At 53.8% G+C, this 18,104-nt stretch carries 22 protein-coding genes and 1 tRNA gene; 17 read left to right on the forward strand and 6 right to left on the reverse strand.

From position 1 onward, the window contains the following. Positions 1–26 precede the first annotated feature (26 nt). The 8 genes from hisA to tatC all read left to right on the forward strand — a co-directional run bounded on the left by hisA (position 27) and on the right by tatC (position 4,487). Positions 27–818 carry a 1-(5-phosphoribosyl)-5-[(5-phosphoribosylamino)methylideneamino]imidazole-4-carboxamide isomerase gene (gene hisA, locus ABWP27_RS04940; RefSeq protein ID WP_353154176.1) on the forward strand — a complete coding sequence of 264 codons (792 nt, stop codon included), beginning with the start codon at positions 27–29 and terminating at the stop codon, positions 816–818. Further along, positions 815–1,579, forward strand: a complete 765-nt coding sequence (gene hisF / locus ABWP27_RS04945; RefSeq protein ID WP_353154178.1) for an imidazole glycerol phosphate synthase subunit HisF — start codon at positions 815–817, stop codon at positions 1,577–1,579. Before hisA ends, hisF begins: the two co-directional genes overlap by 4 nt. Next, positions 1,576–1,980, forward strand: a complete 405-nt coding sequence (gene hisI / locus ABWP27_RS04950; protein ID WP_353154180.1) for a phosphoribosyl-AMP cyclohydrolase — start codon at positions 1,576–1,578, stop codon at positions 1,978–1,980. The genes hisF and hisI overlap by 4 nt, the downstream gene beginning before the upstream one ends. A gap of 13 nt (positions 1,981–1,993) precedes the next feature. Then, positions 1,994–2,335 (forward strand): phosphoribosyl-ATP diphosphatase, encoded by a 342-nt coding sequence (locus tag ABWP27_RS04955; RefSeq protein ID WP_353154183.1) that lies wholly within the window; start codon positions 1,994–1,996, stop codon positions 2,333–2,335. 63 nt (positions 2,336–2,398) lie between these two features. After that, complete coding sequence (locus tag ABWP27_RS04960) at positions 2,399–2,773, forward strand: histidine triad nucleotide-binding protein (protein WP_353154186.1); 375 nt, start codon at positions 2,399–2,401, stop codon at positions 2,771–2,773. A 46-nt stretch (positions 2,774–2,819) separates the two neighbouring features. Continuing rightward, complete coding sequence (gene tatA / locus ABWP27_RS04965) at positions 2,820–3,050, forward strand: Sec-independent protein translocase subunit TatA (RefSeq protein ID WP_353154188.1); 231 nt, start codon at positions 2,820–2,822, stop codon at positions 3,048–3,050. Between the two features lie 70 nt (positions 3,051–3,120). Next, positions 3,121–3,621, forward strand: a complete 501-nt coding sequence (tatB, locus tag ABWP27_RS04970) for a Sec-independent protein translocase protein TatB (protein ID WP_353154191.1) — start codon at positions 3,121–3,123, stop codon at positions 3,619–3,621. 119 nt (positions 3,622–3,740) lie between these two features. Further along, entirely contained in the window at positions 3,741–4,487 is a 747-nt protein-coding gene (gene tatC / locus ABWP27_RS04975) for a twin-arginine translocase subunit TatC (protein ID WP_353154194.1), read from the forward strand. A 4-nt stretch (positions 4,488–4,491) separates the two neighbouring features. Here tatC and ABWP27_RS04980 read toward each other — a convergent pair whose 3' ends face one another. Both ABWP27_RS04980 and ABWP27_RS04985 read right to left on the reverse strand, forming a co-directional pair. Continuing rightward, entirely contained in the window at positions 4,492–5,154 is a 663-nt protein-coding gene (locus ABWP27_RS04980) for a DUF2461 domain-containing protein (protein ID WP_353154196.1), read from the reverse strand. Positions 5,155–5,180: 26 nt separating this feature from the next. After that, complete coding sequence (locus ABWP27_RS04985) at positions 5,181–6,356, reverse strand: Do family serine endopeptidase (protein WP_353154199.1); 1,176 nt, start codon at positions 6,354–6,356, stop codon at positions 5,181–5,183. 13 nt (positions 6,357–6,369) lie between these two features. Here ABWP27_RS04985 and ABWP27_RS04990 point away from each other — a divergent pair, with 13 nt between their 5' ends. Together ABWP27_RS04990 and ABWP27_RS04995 are read left to right on the forward strand one after the other, a co-directional pair. Next, positions 6,370–7,152, forward strand: coding sequence for a Nif3-like dinuclear metal center hexameric protein (locus ABWP27_RS04990; RefSeq protein ID WP_353154202.1), 783 nt, complete (start codon positions 6,370–6,372; stop codon positions 7,150–7,152). 136 nt (positions 7,153–7,288) lie between these two features. Next, positions 7,289–8,002: a response regulator gene (locus tag ABWP27_RS04995; protein ID WP_353154205.1), complete on the forward strand. Its 714-nt coding sequence runs from the start codon at positions 7,289–7,291 to the stop codon at positions 8,000–8,002. A gap of 90 nt (positions 8,003–8,092) precedes the next feature. Here ABWP27_RS04995 and mscL read toward each other — a convergent pair whose 3' ends face one another. After that, positions 8,093–8,506 carry a large conductance mechanosensitive channel protein MscL gene (gene mscL, locus ABWP27_RS05000; protein WP_353154208.1) on the reverse strand — a complete coding sequence of 138 codons (414 nt, stop codon included), beginning with the start codon at positions 8,504–8,506 and terminating at the stop codon, positions 8,093–8,095. Positions 8,507–8,779: 273 nt separating this feature from the next. Between mscL and petA the strand changes: the two genes are divergently transcribed. The 7 genes from petA (at position 8,780) to ABWP27_RS05035 (ending at position 14,560) form a co-directional block, all read left to right on the forward strand. Then, on the forward strand, positions 8,780–9,388 hold the full coding sequence (gene petA, locus ABWP27_RS05005) for a ubiquinol-cytochrome c reductase iron-sulfur subunit (protein WP_353154211.1): 609 nt from the start codon (positions 8,780–8,782) through the stop codon (positions 9,386–9,388). Beyond that, the gene (locus ABWP27_RS05010; RefSeq protein WP_353154234.1) at positions 9,388–10,794 is read left to right on the forward strand and encodes a cytochrome b; all 1,407 of its coding nucleotides are present in this window, start codon (positions 9,388–9,390) and stop codon (positions 10,792–10,794) included. Before petA ends, ABWP27_RS05010 begins: the two co-directional genes overlap by 1 nt. Positions 10,795–10,816: 22 nt before the next feature. Beyond that, the gene (locus tag ABWP27_RS05015) at positions 10,817–11,581 is read left to right on the forward strand and encodes a cytochrome c1 (RefSeq protein WP_353154214.1); all 765 of its coding nucleotides are present in this window, start codon (positions 10,817–10,819) and stop codon (positions 11,579–11,581) included. Positions 11,582–11,664: 83 nt separating this feature from the next. Then, positions 11,665–12,276, forward strand: coding sequence for a glutathione S-transferase N-terminal domain-containing protein (locus tag ABWP27_RS05020; RefSeq protein ID WP_012081111.1), 612 nt, complete (start codon positions 11,665–11,667; stop codon positions 12,274–12,276). Positions 12,277–12,387: 111 nt separating this feature from the next. Continuing rightward, a complete protein-coding gene (locus tag ABWP27_RS05025) occupies positions 12,388–12,906 on the forward strand; it encodes a ClpXP protease specificity-enhancing factor (RefSeq protein WP_353154217.1) in 519 nt (172 codons plus the stop codon). A gap of 27 nt (positions 12,907–12,933) precedes the next feature. Further along, positions 12,934–13,009, forward strand: a tRNA-Thr gene (locus ABWP27_RS05030). A gap of 339 nt (positions 13,010–13,348) precedes the next feature. Further along, entirely contained in the window at positions 13,349–14,560 is a 1,212-nt protein-coding gene (locus ABWP27_RS05035) for a cation:proton antiporter (RefSeq protein WP_353154220.1), read from the forward strand. 99 nt (positions 14,561–14,659) lie between these two features. Here ABWP27_RS05035 and ABWP27_RS05040 read toward each other — a convergent pair whose 3' ends face one another. From ABWP27_RS05040 to ABWP27_RS05050, 3 genes are all read right to left on the reverse strand, one after another. Next, positions 14,660–15,277, reverse strand: coding sequence for a UbiX family flavin prenyltransferase (locus tag ABWP27_RS05040; RefSeq protein WP_353154223.1), 618 nt, complete (start codon positions 15,275–15,277; stop codon positions 14,660–14,662). A gap of 1 nt (position 15,278) precedes the next feature. After that, positions 15,279–15,593, reverse strand: coding sequence for a Grx4 family monothiol glutaredoxin (gene grxD / locus ABWP27_RS05045; protein WP_353154226.1), 315 nt, complete (start codon positions 15,591–15,593; stop codon positions 15,279–15,281). 89 nt (positions 15,594–15,682) lie between these two features. Then, the gene (locus ABWP27_RS05050) at positions 15,683–18,025 is read right to left on the reverse strand and encodes a Tex family protein (protein ID WP_353154229.1); all 2,343 of its coding nucleotides are present in this window, start codon (positions 18,023–18,025) and stop codon (positions 15,683–15,685) included. Between the last annotated feature and the right edge of the window lie 79 nt (positions 18,026–18,104).

An 18,104-nucleotide genomic window follows, 5' to 3' on the forward strand; every position in this document is an offset into this window, starting at 1 on the left:
TAAAACCTCACACTCCAAACGTATCCATGCTGCTCATACCTGCCATCGATCTCAAAGACGGTCACTGCGTTCGCCTGAAACAAGGCGATATGGAACAAGCCACCGTATTTTCCGAAGACCCTGCCGATATGGCACGCCACTGGCTGGAGCAAGGTGCGCGACGCCTGCATCTGGTCGATTTGAATGGTGCCTTCGCCGGCAAGCCGAAGAATGAAGCGGCCGTCAAATCCATCCTGCAGGCAGTACGCGATTACGCGGAAAAAAACGGCATCGAAGAAATTCCGGTGCAGCTCGGCGGCGGGATACGCGATCTCGATACCATCGAGCGCTATCTCGACGATGGCCTGAGCTACATCATCATCGGCACTGCAGCAGTCAAGAATCCCGGCTTTTTGCATGATGCATGCAGCGCCTTCCCCGGCCAGATCATCGTCGGCCTCGATGCCAAAGACGGCAAGGTTGCGACTGACGGCTGGAGCAAATTGTCGGGTCACGAAGTGATCGATCTGGCGAAAAAATTTGAAGACTACGGTTGCGAATCGATCATCTATACCGACATCGGCCGCGACGGCATGATGGGTGGCGTGAATATCGAGGCGACCGTCAAGCTGGCGCAAAGCATGACGATCCCGGTGATTGCATCCGGCGGCGTGCACAACATCAAGGACGTTGAATCCTTGTGCGCAGTGCAGGATGAAGGCATTGAAGGTGTGATCTGCGGCCGTTCGATTTACGAAGGCACGCTGGATCTGCGTTCGGCGCAAGACAGGGCAGATGAATTGAGCGGTGTTGATCCGGAAGCGGAAGCAGACGAATGACTTTGGCAAAACGCATCATCCCCTGTCTCGACGTCACTGCAGGTCGCGTCGTCAAGGGCGTCAATTTTCTGGAATTGCGCGACGCCGGTGATCCGGTGGAAATCGCCAAGCGCTATGACGATCAGGGCGCGGACGAACTCACCTTCCTCGACATTACCGCAACTTCGGATGGCCGCGATCTGATCCTCGACATCATCGAGGCCGTGGCATCGCAGGTATTCATCCCGTTGACCGTCGGCGGCGGCGTGCGTGCAGTAGACGACGTGCGTCGTTTGCTGAACGCGGGCGCCGACAAGGTCGGCATCAACAGTTCGGCAATCAGCAATCCGCAACTGGTATTCGATGCCTCGCAAAAATACGGTTCGCAATGCATCGTCGTTGCCATTGACGCCAAGAAAGCATCAGATGGCCGCTGGGAAGTATTTACGCACGGCGGCCGCAAGGCAACCGGCCTGGATGCAATCGAATGGGCGAAGAAGATGGAAAGCATGGGCGCGGGTGAAATCCTGCTGACCAGCATGGACAGAGATGGCACCAAGAGTGGTTTTGACCTTGATCTGACGCGTTCGGTATCGGATGCGATCGGCATTCCCGTTATCGCATCGGGTGGCGTCGGCGGCCTGCAGGATCTGGCTGATGGCGTGAAAATAGGACGTGCAGATGCCGTGTTGGCAGCGAGCATCTTTCATTATGGACAGCACACAGTGCAGGAAGCCAAGCGCTTCATGTCCGAACAAGGTATTGCGATGAGGTTGGTATGAGCGGCAGCGCAAAATGGTTGAACAAGGTGAAATGGGACGAGCACGGTCTGGTGCCGGTCATCGCGCAGGAAGTCGGCACCAACGATGTGTTGATGTTTGCGTGGATGAACCGTGACGCACTGGCAAAAACCATCGAATCGGGCGAAGCGATTTACTGGAGCCGTTCGCGCAAGAAGTTGTGGCACAAGGGCGAGGAATCCGGTCACACGCAAAAAGTGCATGAAGTACGACTCGACTGCGACGAAGACGTGGTGTTGCTGAAGGTGGAGCAGATTGGTGCGATTGCTTGCCATACAGGGCGTCACTCCTGCTTCTTCCAGAAATTCGCAGGCGATGCAAAAGAAGGCGACTGGCAAGCGGTAGAGCCAGTGCTGAAAGATCCGGATACGATCTACAAGTGAAGGCAGATTCGCAATGAGTACAACCCTGAAGCGCCTGGCGGAAGTCATCGAGTCGCGCAAACCGGCCAATGGCGGTGATCCTGAAAAATCGTACGTGGCGCGGCTGTTCGTCAAAGGCGATGATGCCATTCTGAAAAAGATCGGCGAAGAAGCGACGGAAACCGTGATGGCGGCAAAGGATGCGCGCGTCAGCGGCGATACATCCAAGGTGCTGTATGAGTGCGCGGATTTGTGGTTTCATTCGATGGTACTGCTGGCACAGTTCAATTTGACGCCGCAGGATGTGCTCAATGAACTGGCGCGTCGCGAAGGTATTTCGGGCATAGAGGAAAAAGCCGGCCGCAAAGCCGATTGATTGCGTCGTGCCATATCGTATCTGATACGCTAGCCTTGATAATCGATCACGATGGAGTCTTAATTGGATAATTGTATTTTCTGTAAAATTGCCGCCAAACAAATTCCGGCGCAGATTATTTATGAAGACGACGATTTGCTCGCATTCAACGATATCAATCCGGCGGCGCCTATTCATTTTTTGATTGTGCCGAAAAAACATCTGGCGACATTGGCCGATTGCACGGTGAGCGATACGGCTTTGTTAGGTAAAATATCCTTGCTCGCTCCCAAGCTGGCGCAAGAGCTTGGTTGCGGTTATAACGTGGATGCAAATGGCGTCGGTCAGGGTGGCTTTAAAACCCTGTTCAATACCGGGCCCGATGGTGGGCAAGAGGTGTACCATCTGCATATGCATGTGATCGGTGGGCCGCGTCCGTGGCGTCGCTCATTGGCTTAACGAATAATTAAAATTCCGGGCGGAGACGTCCTTTGAGGAGAAGAGAATGGGTTCATTTAGTATCTGGCATTGGCTGATCGTACTGGTTATTGTGGCGCTGGTTTTCGGTACCAAAAAAATCGGCAGTATGGGTACGGACGTCGGCAAGGCGGTCAAGGGATTCAAGGATGGCATGAAGGGCGAGGAAGACAAGCCTGCTGCCCAGAATGCTGCGCCGTCGCAGGTTGCAGACAAAGGTACAGTTGACGTCGAAGTGAAAGAGAAGTCGAACAGCTGATGTTTTGCGCGTTGCGTCACGACCATTGCCGTGACGTTGCGTGCAAACTGTCTAGCCTATCGTCCATCCTATGATCGATATTGCCTTCTCCAAACTTGCGATCATTGGTGTTGCCGCACTGGTGTTCATCGGTCCGGAAAAACTGCCTACGGTAGCGCGCATGGCCGGCACTTTGTTTGGCCGTGCGCAACGCTATATCAATGATGTCAAATCCGAAGTAAGCCGCGAGATGGAGCTGGATGAGCTGCGCAAGATGCACAAGGATGTGCAGGATGCGGCCACCGATGTCGAACGTAGTATTTCGCAAAATATCTCTGCAGCCGACAGCAGTTTGCATTCCGCCTGGGATGGTTCCGATACGGATATCAACCCTTTGATGGAGCCGCCGACCTTTGATCAATCTTCAGATAAATCGAAAAATTTTCGCAAGAAAAAACTGGCCGCCACTTCAGCAGTACCGTCCTGGTACAAGCGTCAAAGTGGACACAAATCACGGGTGATTTCCGGTGCGGCGCGCATGGCAAAATTCCGCCCCGCGAGCGCTCGCAAGTCGACGCCTTTTTTCCATTGAAAAAGTAGCCGCAGAACGCATGTTTGCGCGCTGCCATTTTTATTTTCTGCTGATTATTAATAGTTTTCTCTGGCGCTTGCATCGGCCTTTGTTGCAGCACACTGAATGAAGAAAAAGACATGCTAGGTAACGAAGATTCATTCATCTCACATTTAGTCGAATTGCGCAGTCGCTTGATGAAGGCGTCTATCGTCGTGATTGTGATTTTTCTTTGCCTGATGCCCTGGGCCGGCACCATTTATGATTTTCTTGCGCGTCCGATGATGCTGGCGCTGCCTGAAGGCAGCAAGATGATTGCGACGGGCGTGATCACACCTTTTCTGATTCCGGTCAAGGTCACGATGCTGGTGGCCTTTATTCTTTCGCTGCCATGGGTGCTGTATCAAATGTGGGCCTTTATCGCCCCCGGCTTGTATGCGCATGAAAAGAAGCTGATTGCGCCGCTGGTGGTGTCGTCATCGGCATTGTTTGTTGCCGGCGTCGCGTTTTGCTACTTCTTCGTGTTCGGCGTCATTTTTCACTTCATTAATAATTTTGCGCCGAAATCGATTTCAGTCGCACCGGATATCGACAGCTACTTCGGTTTCGTGATGACGATGTTCATTGCTTTTGGCTTGACGTTTGAAGTGCCGGTTATCGTGATCGTGCTGGTGCGCATGGGGCTGGTTTCGGTTGAAAAGCTCAAGCAGATCCGTCCCTATGTGATCGTCGGTGCGTTTGTCATCGCTGCGGTGGTGACACCGCCGGATGTGATGAGTCAGCTGCTGCTGGCAGTGCCGCTGTGCCTGCTGTACGAAGTGGGTCTGCTGCTGGCGCCGCTGTTCGTGAAAATCACGCAGGCGCCGAAGGAATCGGAATCGGTGTAAGACGTTATGTCTGGCGTAACCAGGCGATGAGCGGCCATGCATCCTTGAAGTCTGCGGCCAGGATTTTTTGCAGATCATCGACTTTCCTGACGTCGCGCTCATTCCACACAATGAAATTCTTCAGCTTGATGTATTCAAGATGCGCTGCATCAGCCTCAAAACCTTTGGGCGGACGCGTCAGTTTCCCTTCCTGCTGCAAATCGCCGTAAGTCTCTTTCAGTTTTTTATTTCTCAATACCTTGGAAAATCCGGCCGCATCTGCAATCACATGCTGCCGGATGGCGCGCAGGCGATCTGCGGGCGGCATCCATTCACCACCTGCAATCAGCAGCGTGCCGGTTTGATCGATGTGAAAGTAATAGGTAGGACCACCACCCTGACTGGGTTTCTTTAATCCGCTGGCGTTGATGGCGGCAGAAAAATGCGTTTTGTACGGGATTTTTTCGCGTGAAAAGCGCATGTCGCGGTTGATGCGAAACAGCGCCTTCTTCGGATTGCAGCCGGCGACTGCCGGATCGAATTTACTGATGTCGGCAATCAGTGTCGTGACCAGTTCCAGAAATTCGGCGCGCAGAATATCGTAACGCGGCTTGTTCATGACAAACCATGCCCGATTATTATTCTCCGACAGTTCTGCCAGAAATTGCGTGAGATCGCGTATATGCATGTGTTGCGCCTACCTTGCTGGCGATACTATTCGGTGGCGCGCGACGGCGCCTTCGGACGTACGCCTATCGTGACATTCAGGCCGGTCTCCTGATTGCGTCGCAAGACGATAAATTTGGCCTTTGTGCCGGGCGACAGTTGCGCGATCTGATTCAGCATGTCGGACATATCCACCACGGCCTTGCCTTCCACCGAAACCAGAATATCGCCAGGTTGCATGCCAGCCTTGTCTGCCGGTCCGCCTTTCAGCACGCCGGCGATGATGGCGCCTTTGCTTTTCTTCAAGCCGAAGCTTTCTGCCAGTTCCGGAGTGATGTCCTGTGGTTCAACGCCGATGTAACCGCGTACCACCTGGCCATTCTTGATGATGGCGTCCATCACGGATTTGACGGTAGTCACCGGAATGGCGAAGCCGATTCCAAGCGAGCCGCCGCTGCGCGAATAAATTGCGGTATTGATGCCGAGCAGATTGCCGTTGGCATCGATCAGGGCACCGCCGGAATTGCCGGGGTTGATGGCTGCATCGGTCTGGATGAAATTCTCGAATGCGTCCAGGATGCCAAGATGATTGCGGCCGAGCGCCGAGATAATACCCATCGTGACTGTCTGGCCAACACCGAATGGATTGCCTATCGCCAGCACGACGTCGCCAACCTTGGCTTCTTCTACATGGCCCAGCGTAATGGCGGGCAGATTATCGAGATCGATCTTGACCACGGCCAGATCGGTTTCCGGGTCGGCGCCGACTACCTTGGCAATTGCCTTGCGGCCGTCGGCAAGCGCTACTTCGATTTCATCCGCCGCTTCGACCACGTGGTTGTTGGTAAGGATGTAGCCTTGTGCGCTGACGATCACGCCGGAGCCCAGGCTGACCTGCTTTTCCTGCTGGTCGTCAAAACGATCGCCGAAGAATTTTCGGAAGAAGGGATCGTCCATGAACGGATTTTGCGAAGGCGCCGCGGTTTTGCTGGTGAAGATGTTGACGACCGATGGCATTGCCAGTTTGGCGGCATCACGGAATGAACCCTGTGTCGGCGCGGCATTCAATGGCGCTTCCAGCATCGGTATCGAGGTGGCGCTGCGTACCTTTTGCGTGCCGCCGAATACGCCACTGGCCCATTCGGGCTTCAAGGTCGTTACAATAAATAAGATAGCCAAACCGACAGTTACGGTTTGTGCAAACAACAGCCAGAGACGTCGCATAAAGGTAGGAAGAATGAGTCAGAAAATAATAGTTGGGGGCGCGATAGATAGAGACGATCTCGCCAAATATCTAGCCACAGTGCTTGATATTACCCGTTTTCGCGATTTCTGCCCAAACGGCTTGCAAGTCGAAGGGCGCCGCGAAATTAAAAAACTGGTGACTGGCGTGACGGCCAGCCTCGCTTTGCTGGAAGAGGCGATAGAAAAAAACGCCGATGCGATTCTGGTGCATCACGGCTATTTCTGGCGTGGCGAGGATGCGCGCGTCATCGGGCAAAAGCACAAGCGCTTGAAATTGCTGCTGGCGAACGATGTAAATTTGTTTGCCTATCATTTGCCGCTCGATATGCATGCCGAGTTTGGCAACAATGCGCAACTGGCGCGGCGTCTCGGTTTGCTGGCGGAAGCCCGCTTTGGTGAAGACGATCTGGGCTGGCTCGGCACGGTAACTGATGCCTCGGTTGCGACGGTGGGTGATCTGGCGTTGTTGATTGAGCGGCAATTGGGGCGGGCGCCGCTGCTGATCGGCGATCCGGCGCAAAAACTGGGCAAGGCGGGCTGGTGCACCGGTGCTGCACAAGGCTTGCTCGGCGAGGCAATTGCAGCGGGCGCGAATGTGTATCTGAGCGGAGAAATCTCCGAGCCGACTGTACATCTGGCGCGTGAGAGCGGTGTCGCCTACCTTGCATGCGGACATCATGCGACCGAGCGCTACGGCGTTCAGGCGCTGGGTGCGCATCTGGCGACGCAATTTGGTATCGGGCACGACTTTATCGATATTGATAATCCCGTCTAGGAAAAATGCTGATGCATTCCGAGCGGAATAATAGACGGATGATAAATTTGCAATTCATTATGGTATAAACAACGAATCGAAAAATAAACAGAGTGCGCATCGCAATGCGTGCCAGGGACAGGGAAGACGATCAATCATGACGCAACCGTTAGCGGATGGGCCTATCAGTGTATTGGTGGTTGAAGACGATGCGGCAACGCGACGTGCATTGTGCCTGGGAATTGAAAAAGAGCCGGCGCTCAAGTTGCTGGGCGCACTTGATTGCGTGACGTCGGCACTGGACTGGCTGTCGCATCAGCCGGTTGATGTCTTGCTGGTGGATCTAGGCTTGCCGGACGGTTCCGGAGTCGACATCATTCGCTTTTGCGCGCATCACCATCCCGCATGCAACATCATGGTGATCACGACTTCCAGCGACCAGGAGAGCGTGGTCGACAGTATAGAAGCGGGCGCCTCCGGTTATGTATTGAAAGACGCCGGCCTGCTGGATATCGGGCGCTCGCTGCTGGAACTGCATACCGGCGGCTCGCCTATTAGTCCGGTGATCGCGCGCAAGGTGTTGGCAAGAATGCGCGATGGGAAAAAAACAAGCAGCGCGGTACGGGTAGAGAGTGCACCGGGAGCCGCGCAAGTATTTCTGACCAAGCGTGAAGCGACTATTCTCGATTTGATTGCGCGCGGCGACAGCTATGGAGAGGTTGCCAGGCAGTTGGTATTGTCAGTGGGCACCGTGCAGACCCATATCAAGAATATCTACGATAAATTGTCTGTGCATTCGCGCGGTGCTGCCGTGTATGAGGCAAATCGTCGCGGCTTGCTGCAAATGGATCAGCTCAAATCCAGGCCCTGAGAGAGGCTTTGCTCTTGTCCTGCGTTTTTATCTTTTGCAATGAAAAGGCCGCCTTGTTGGCGGCCTTTTCATTGTTTGCTTCCTTGTGTGTTACTTCTTCAGTGCATCGCGAATTTCTCGCAGCAGTACAACTTCTTCGGGCGTGGCGGCGGCTTCTGCCGGCGGTTCGCTTTTTTTCAATTTGCTCAATATGCGCACCATCTGGAAGATGATGAAGGCCAGAATCAGGAAATTGATCAAAATCGTGATGAAGCTGCCGTAAGCAAAGACGGCGCCGAGTTTTTTGGCCTCGACCAGAGTCAGACTTATATCCTGATTATTAAGCGGCAGATAATAATTGCTGAAATCCAGTCCGCCAAATATTTTGCCCACGATAGGCATGATGATGTCTTGCACCAGCGAGTCGACGATTTTGCCGAATGCACCGCCGATAATGACAGCGACTGCCAGATCGACAACATTTCCCTTTACCGCAAAAGCTTTGAATTCCTGCATCATGCCCATGGCATTTCTCCATTAAACGAGTTTATAAATGTGCAATGCGCACGTCATCCTAGTTTTTGCCGCTATAAACGTCAAATTAAATTCCTCTTTTTTAAGAGAATTCGATGGATAATGCGACGCAAACAAGGCGCAAGAACAATGGGACTGTTGGAAAAGTTCCGCAAAATGAGCGTTGAAAACATCTATTTGTTTTAAAACAGGCGTTGCCTCCGCTATAATCTAAGGTTGCTAGAAGTTTCGTACAGATTTCGCATTTTGACGATTGGGGTTGGTATGAGTAACGAAAAGCAGGTCGATTCTGGTCGACGTGGCTTACTTGTCGCTACATGTGCGGCAGGTGGCGTGGCTGGATTGGCCACAACAGGAGTACTGGTGTCCACGTTTCAGCCGTCGGAACGTGCGAAAGCTGCCGGCGCACCGGTCGAGGTCGATATCGCCGGTTTAGTGCCGGGCGAAATGAGAACAGTGGAATGGCGCGGCAAGCCGGTCTGGATCTTGAAGCGTTCGCCTGAAATGATTGCGACCCTCAAGCAGACCGACGCTGAAGTGGCTGATCCGAATTCGGAACGCAAGCAGGATGAATTGACGCCTGAATATGCGCGCAATGAATACCGTTCGATCAAGCCGGAGATTCTGGTCGCCGTCGGCATCTGTACTCATCTGGGCTGCTCGCCTGTAACCCGCTTTCAGACTGGCGCACAGCCATCGTTGCCGGATGACTGGCATGGCGGCTTCCTGTGCCCGTGCCACGGATCGACCTTCGATCTGGCCGGTCGCGTATTCAAGAACAAGCCGGCTCCGGACAATCTGGAAGTGCCGCGTCATATGTTCCTGAGCGACTCCAAACTGGTCATCGGTAAAGACGAGAAAGGCGAGGCGTAATCATGGCTTTCCACGAAAAACAACTTCCTGCCGATGCGCCTATCGCAGACAAGGCATTGAACTGGGTCGATGCTCGCTTCCCGTTGTCAGCGACATGGAAAGCGCATCTGTCCGAGTACTACGCACCAAAAAATTTCAACTTCCTGTACGTATTCGGTTCGCTGGCGCTGTTGGTGCTGGTGATTCAGATCGTCACCGGTATTTTCCTCGTGATGCATTACAAACCGGACGCCGCACTGGCATTTGCTTCGGTTGAATACATCATGCGCGATGTGCCTTGGGGCTGGCTGGTGCGTTATATGCACTCGACCGGTGCTTCGGCATTCTTCGTCGTTGTCTATATTCATATGTTGCGTGGCCTGCTGTACGGTTCGTATCGCAAACCGCGTGAACTGGTGTGGCTGTTCGGTGTCGGTATTTTCCTGTGCCTGATGGCTGAAGCGTTCTTCGGTTACCTGCTGCCATGGGGTCAGATGTCGTACTGGGGTGCACAGGTTATTGTTAACCTGTTTGGTGCCATTCCTTTCATCGGCCCTGACTTGTCGTTGTGGATTCGTGGTGATTACGTGGTGTCGGATGCGACGCTGAACCGCTTCTTCGCTTTCCACGTGATCGCCATTCCGCTGGTATTGATCGGTCTGGTTGTGGCGCACATTGTTGCCTTGCACGAAGTGGGTTCGAGCAATCCTGATGGCGTTGAAATCAAGGAGAAGCTGGATGAAAAAGGTATTCCGCTCGACGGCATTCCATTCCATCCTTACTACTCGGTGCACGATATCTTCATCGTGACAATTTTCCTGTTCGTGTTCACTGCTGTTGTGTTCTTCGCGCCGGAAATGGGTGGCTACTTCCTCGAGTACAACAACTTCGTTCCAGCTGATCCGCTGAAAACGCCGCCGCACATTGCGCCGGTCTGGTACTTCACGCCGTTCTATTCGATTCTGCGTGCGACCACTTCGGACTTCATGATCTGGCTGGCGGCAGGTGTTGCTGCCTATGTCGCCCTGATCATTCTGAAAACGCGTCTGGCTAGCGTGTTCAAGATCGCCGCTGCAGTAATCGGTCTGGTCGCGATTGCGCTGATGTTCGTCCTCGATGCGAAATTCTGGGGTGTGGTGCTGATGGGTGTTTCGGTCATGATCATGTTTGGTTTGCCATGGCTTGATGTATCGCCGGTCAAATCGATACGCTATCGTCCTGACTGGCACAAATACATCTATATCGTGTTTGGTATCGCGTTTATCATTCTCGGTTATCTTGGCGTGCAAGCACCGACTCCTGCAGGTACTGCTGTTGCACAGATTTGCACCTTCATCTACTTCGGCTTCTTCCTGCTGATGCCATGGTGGAGTGCGATGGGAACATTCAAGCCTGTACCGGATCGCGTTGTTTTCCATCCGCACTAAGCCGCAAAGGGATAAGAGAATCATGAAATTGCTGAAAAAACTGATTGCGGCTCTGGTACTTTTGCCAGGGCTGGCTCTGGCTTCCGGTGGTGAGTTTCCGCTGGATCGTGCACCTGACCACACCAAAGACCTTGCAGCATTGCAGAATGGTGCAAGACTTTTCGTGAATTACTGTCTGAGCTGCCACTCTGCATCGGCACTGCGTTACAACAAGCTGCAGGACATTGGCCTGACCGAAGAGCAAATCAAGAACAATCTGCTCTTCACGTCGGACAAGGTCGGCAGCATGATGACGATTGCCATGGCGCCGAAAGATGCGAAGGAATGGTTTGGCGCTGCGCCACCGGATTTGTCGGTGATTGCTCGTGCCAAGGCATCCGCCGCAGGTTCAGGGCCGGATTGGCTCTACACCTATCTGCGTACCTACTATAAAGACGATACGCGCGCGACTGGCTGGAATAACCTGACTTACCCTAACGTGGCAATGCCGCACGTATTGTGGGAATTGCAAGGCGTGCGCGAAGCCAAATTCGTCGAAGAAAAAGATCCGCATGATGCAAGCAAGGTTGTGCACAAGTTTGCCGGTTTCGAGCAAGTCACGCCGGGCAAGATGACGGCACTTGAGTACGACAAATCGGTTGCCGATCTGGTGTCCTTCATGACCTGGATGGCCGAACCTGCACAAAATACCCGCAAGCGTCTCGGCGTCTGGGTATTGCTGTTCCTGGGTGTATTCATTTTGATCACCTGGCGCTTGAACGCTTCCTACTGGAAAGACATCAAGTAAATTTTCTGCCCGCATGTTGCGGGCATTTGTATCGGGGTGAGCCGTGCTGCGTCTCACCCTTTTGTTTCTAAGGAACTATAAAAATGATGGTTCTCTATTCGGGCACTACCTGCCCATTTTCCCAACGCTGCCGCCTGGTCCTGTTTGAAAAAGGCATGGACTTTGAAGTACGCGATGTGGATCTGTTCAACAAGCCGGAAGATATTTCGACGATGAACCCGTACGGCCAAGTGCCGATTCTGGTTGAGCGCGATTTGATCCTGTACGAATCCAACATCATCAATGAATACATCGATGAACGCTTTCCGCATCCGCAACTGATGCCGGCCGATCCATTGATGCGCGCGCGTGCACGCCTGATGTTGTTCAATTTTGAAAAAGAATTGTTCATCCACGTGCATACGCTGGAAAACGACAAGGGCCGTAGCGGCGAAAAAATCCAGGAGAAGGCGCGCAATGAAATTCGCGATCGTCTGACGACGCTGGCACCGCTGTTCCTGAAAAACAAGTACATGCTGGGTGATGAATTCTCGATGCTGGACGTGGCGATTGCACCGTTGCTGTGGCGTCTGGATCATTACGGTATCGAACTGTCGAAAACAGCTGCACCGCTGATGAAATATGCAGAACGCATCTTTTCGCGTCCTGCCTATATCGAAGCATTGACGCCTTCTGAAAAGGTCATGCGCCGCTAAAAGTCAGCTCATGTATCAAAAGATGTTGTTGCGTGAAAGCTTGCATTTTGTTCAACGACATCTTTTGAAATTCATGTCACACTTTTTGCATGCATGGAACCTGTCCTCATCATGTCTGAAACATCTACCAAACCTTATCTGTTGCGCGCCATATACGAATGGTGCACTGACAACGGATACACGCCGTATATGGCCGCAATGGTCGACGGCGGCACTCGCGTGCCGATGGAGTTCGTCAAGAATGGCGAAATCGTCCTTAACATCAGCTTCAGCGCCACCAGCGGCTTGAAGATGGAAAACGACTTGATTCGTTTCAGTGCACGTTTCGGCGGCGTATCGCGCGACATTTCGGTTCCGGTCGATAATGTGACGGCGATTTATGCGCGCGAAAACGGGCAGGGCATGGCGTTTGAGGCGATCAGCCGCAACGCCGGCACACAGTCTGCTGATGAATTGGCAGATGATTTTTCCGCCGATGAGCAAGCCGGTGCAACGTCTTCTGCACCGACGCTGACGGCCGTGCCAACCACGCACAATCAGCATAGTGAAAAAGATGCTGCTGATGATTCGGATAATGAGCCGGATCCGCCAAAAAAAGGTGGCCGCCCTACACTTACTCGCATTAAATAGCGTAGAATACGCGCTGCGAAAAGTTTCGCCGACTTAGCTCATTTGGTAGAGCAGTTGATTTGTAATCATCAGGTGGCCAGTTCGAAACCGGCAGTCGGCACCAAAATAAACGCCTCACATATTGCATGTGAGGCGTTTTGGTTTTCAGAACGCACATATCTTTCCTCGCTTTTCTCTCGCATTCTCATTTATATCCCCCTCACAGCTTGAGCGCGGTGAGTGTGCGTATGCCACACAGATTCGTTTGACGCTATTTCTACACAGGCACTCACTATCTCTAGTTCATTAGTGCGCAAAACAGAGATTGTCTAAAGTACAATCTGGTACGCATTTACGGGTGCGGTTCGCAACGTGCATCAGCACGTGTCGCTGAGTTGTCAGCGAGGGTGGCGATCGCTGTCACCGCAGAGCGCACTTCAACCATCCAACAAGGTAGAAATTCATGCATGTGGGAATGAGCACCACTGAAATTTTTTTGATCGCGATGCTGTTGATTTTCAGCGTCCCTTACCTGATCTGGCGATTATTCAAAACCGATTATTATGCGCCGCTCGTCGTGGTGCAGATCATTGCCGGCATTTTGCTTGGGCCTGGCGTGATGGGGGCAATATATCCCGACTACTTTGCATTCGTTTTCAATCCGACCGTCATTCATTCCCTTAACGGCATTGCGTGGTGGTCGGTCATGATTTTCGTGATGATTGCCGGCATAGAGCTGGATTTGAAAAAAGCATGGGAGCATAGGCGCGAGAGCTTCATTACCGCAAGCCTTGCACTGGGCACTCCGCTGCTGACCGGTTGCATAGCGGCGGCCGGCTTGCTGCTGTATAGCGGCTGGATAGGTCCCAAAGCCTACACCTGGCAATTCGTGCTCGGTGTGGGCATGGCATGTGCGGTGACTGCATTACCCATCCTCATCCTGCTGATGGAAAAACTGGAAGTACTGCGCCAGCCAATTGGTCAGCGCATCCTGCGCTATGCCAGTCTGGATGACGTTGCCATCTGGGGTGTTCTCGCCATCATTTTGCTGGACTGGACGCGTGTGGGCAGACAGGCAGCATTTCTGATCGGTTTCTCGGTAGCGACTTTCCTGTTTCGCAAATTAATGGTGTGGCTTGAGGAAAAGGACCGTTGGTACGTCAGCCTGATCTGGCTGGCCGTATGCAGTCTTGCCGCCGACTGGGCAGGCTTGCATTTCATGGTTGGCGCATTCCTCGCGGGCGCGGTCATGGATGCCCACTGGTTCAATCAGGAAAAAATGGATTTCCTGCGCCATAACGTTTTGCTCGCCATCATGCCGGTTTATTTCCTCAGTACCGGCTTGAAAACAAACTGGGCAGTCGGCGGCACTGTCGTGTTTGCCGCCGCCGCAGTCCTGCTCGTTGCTTCGGTCGTCGGCAAGCTGGCTGGCGTCCACGTTGCGGGGAAAATCCTTAAATGGGAAAAGGGTGAGGCGTCGATCATAGGCTGGCTGCTGCAAACCAAGGCCCTGATCATGATCATCTTCGTCAATATCCTGCTCGACAAGCAGATCATTACCAGCGAAACCTTTACGGCCTTGTTGCTGATGGCGATTGCGAGCACCATGCTGACGGTGCCTATCGTTTATCCAAAATTGCAGCGTTTGAAATCGCTGATCTTCAAGACGAAATAATGCATGCAGCGCGCTACAGTAATGAGCTGTAGCGCGCTGGCAAGTGCATTTTTATATTGGGAGATGAGGCATGCGCATGCTGCTGCATGCGTGTAGTGCCTACGATTGCGTCTTCAAGCCATTCCAGCGCGGTGTCAGCGTGTGCTGAATCTCGAATAAATCCAGCACGCGGCCTACCGTGTGATCGACCATTTCTGCAATGGATGCAGGGCGGTGATAAAAGCCGGGCAGCGGAGGGAAGATGATGCCGCCCATTTCCGTCACGGCGGTCATATTACGCAGGTGTGCCAGATTGAATGGTGTTTCGCGCACCATCAGGACCAGTCTGCGGCGTTCTTTCAACACCACATCGGCGGCACGCGCGATCAGGTTGTCGGACAGACCGTGTGCGACGGCTGCCAGTGTTTTCATCGAGCAGGGTGCGATGATCATGCCGTCGGACTGGAAAGAGCCGCTGGCAATGGACGCGCCTACATCGCGCACATTGTGAACCACATCGGCCAGCGCTTCGACATTCTTGCGCTTCATGCCGAGTTCCTGATGCAGATTCAACATCCCGGCTTCGGAAATCAGCAAATGTGTTTCTACATCCGGGATGTCGCGCAGCACCTGCAGCAGGCGTATGCCATAGATGACGCCGGTAGCGCCCGTGATGGCGATGATGAATCGCTGCGGGCGCGGCGCCGGTAATGCGACAGCGTCAGCAGACGCCGTCATCTCAGGCTTTCAGCAATGCTTGCAGTTCGCCGGATTCGAACATTTCGTTCATGATGTCGGAACCGCCGATGAATTCGCCCTTGACGTACAGTTGCGGTACGGTAGGCCATTGCGAAAAATCCTTGATGCCCTGGCGTACTTCGGCGTCGTCCAGCACATTGACGGTTACCAGATCAGTTACGCCGCTTTCTTTCAGCAATGCGATTGCCTTGCCGGAGAAGCCGCATTGCGGAAATTGTGCGGTGCCTTTCATGAAAAGCACGACTGGATTTTGGGTTACGGTTTCCTTGATCCAGGATTGTACGTCGTCACTCATTACTGCCTCGCTGTAGTTGATGCGCTGTATTTGCGCTGGTGATCTTGCATGAATGCGTCATTATAAGAAAATCCGGCCGGTTCTGCCGATTATCCCTTCAGTTTGGCAAAAGCCGCTGCCATCGCGCTGCCGCTATCCGCTGCCGGACGTTGCTGATGCTGTGCCAGGCGTTTGCTGTCGTTGCGATCGCCACGCTGCTCAGGTTTGCTGCCGGCAACAGGTGCGGAATCAGACAGTCGCATGGTCAGCGCAATGCGTTTGCGTTTTTCATCGACTTCCAGCACTTTCACTTTCACTACCTGGCCGGCCTTGACCACCGTATGCGGGTCCTTGACGAAGGTGTTGGAAAGGGCGGAAATATGCACCAGGCCATCCTGATGCACGCCGATATCGACGAAGGCTCCGAAGGCAGCAACGTTGGTCACGACACCTTCCAGTATCATGTCCGGACGCAAATCCCGGATTTCTTCCACGCCATCCTTGAAGGTTGCGGTGGTGAATTCAGGGCGCGGATCGCGGCCGGGTTTTTCCAGCTCTTTCAGGATATCGGTGATGGTCGGTACGCCGAACTTCTCATCTGCATATTTGGCCGGATTCAGCGACTTCAATACTTTTTCATCGCCGATGATGCTTTTGACATCTTTCTTGATGTCGGCCAGGATTTTTTCCACCAGCGGATAGGATTCCGGATGGACGGCGGAGGCATCGAGCGGATTGTCGCCAGCCATTACGCGCAGGAAACCCGCTGCCTGTTCAAAGGTTTTATCGCCCAGACGCGGTACTGCGCGCAGATCGGCGCGTGAAGCAAACATGCCTTTCATGTCGCGATAGCTGACGATGCTTTGCGCCACGCTATTGTTCAGGCCGGAGACGCGCGCCAGCAGCGGTGCCGATGCGGTATTGACGTCTACTCCGACCGCATTCACGCAATCCTCGACCACGGCGTCCAGCGAGCGCGCCAGCTGGGTCTGGCCGACGTCATGCTGGTACTGGCCGACGCCGATGGATTTCGGATCGATCTTGACCAGTTCCGCCAACGGATCCTGCAAGCGGCGGGCGATAGAGACTGCACCGCGTATTGAAACATCCATATCCGGCAATTCGCGCGAGGCGAATTCGGATGCCGAGTACACCGATGCGCCGGCTTCAGACACGACGATCTTGGTCAGCTTCAATTCAGGGCGCAGCTTGATCAAATCCTGCGCCAGCTTGTCGGTCTCGCGCGAGGCGGTGCCGTTGCCGATCGAGATCAATGCGACCTTGTGCTTCTCTGCCAACTGCGACAGCGTATGCAAGGTGCCTTCCCAATCGTTGCGCGGCTGATGCGGATAGACGGTGGCGGTATCGACCACCTTGCCGGTGGCATCGACCACGGCCACCTTGACGCCGGTACGCAAGCCTGGATCGAGTCCCATCGTTGCGCGCGGGCCGGCCGGTGCGGCCAGCAGCAGCGCTTTCAGATTCAGTGCAAATACATTGATGGCTTCGACTTCCGCCTTCTCGCGCAAGTTGGTCATCAACTCGGTTTCCAGATGCATGAAGGTCTTCACGCGCCAGGTCCAGCGCACGGTGTCGGCCAGCCATTTGTCGGCAGCACGGCCCTGATTGCTGATGCCGAAGCGCGATGCGATGCGGCTTTCACAAGGATTCAGCGGCGCATCCCATTTCGGCTTCTCTTCTTCGGTATCCAGGCGCAGGTTTACGTTCAGCATTTCTTCGCGACGGCCGCGGAACAAGGCCAGGGCGCGATGCGATGGAATCGTGGCGATGGTTTCCGAATAATCGAAATAGTCGGCAAACTTTTCACCGGCATCCTGCTTGCCCTCGACCACTTTGGATTCGACGATACCGTGCTCGGTAATGTATTCGCGCAAGGCTTGCAGCAGCGTCGCATCTTCGGCAAAACGTTCCATCAGGATCTGGCGCGCACCGTCGAGCGCTGCCTTGGTATCGGCGACGCCCGGATTGTCTATGCCCTCTACCGTGAAGGCAGGCTTCAGATATTTCGCCGCTTCTTCTTCCGGATTCAGCGTAGGGTCGGCCAGCAAGGCATCGGCCAGCGGCGTCAGACCGGCTTCGACCGCGATCTGCGCCTTGGTGCGGCGCTTCTGCTTGTACGGCAGATACAGATCTTCCAGTCGCGTCTTGTCTTCGGCGTGCATGATGGCGTCCAGCAATTCCGGCGTCATCTTGTTCTGTTCTTCGATAGAAGCAACGATTGCAGCGCGGCGATCTTCCAGTTCGCGCAGATAGCGCAGGCGCTCTTCCAGCAAACGCAATTGAATATCGTCGAGGCCGCCGGTTGCTTCCTTGCGGTAGCGGGAAATAAACGGCACGGTGGCGCCTTCATCCAGCAGTGTTATTGCAGCGGCAACTTGTGCGGGCTTGGCCGCGAGTTCGACGGCGAGACGTTGTTCTATGGAAGGGAGCATGAGATTTCAGATTAAGTAAAGCGAGCGTAGATGATACGCAATTGACGCGAATGCGCCAGTCTTGACAGTGGGGGAAACG

The sequence above is a fragment of the Herminiimonas fonticola genome (assembly GCF_040395855.1).
GTDB classification, from domain to species: domain Bacteria; phylum Pseudomonadota; class Gammaproteobacteria; order Burkholderiales; family Burkholderiaceae_D; genus Oxalicibacterium; species Oxalicibacterium fonticola_A.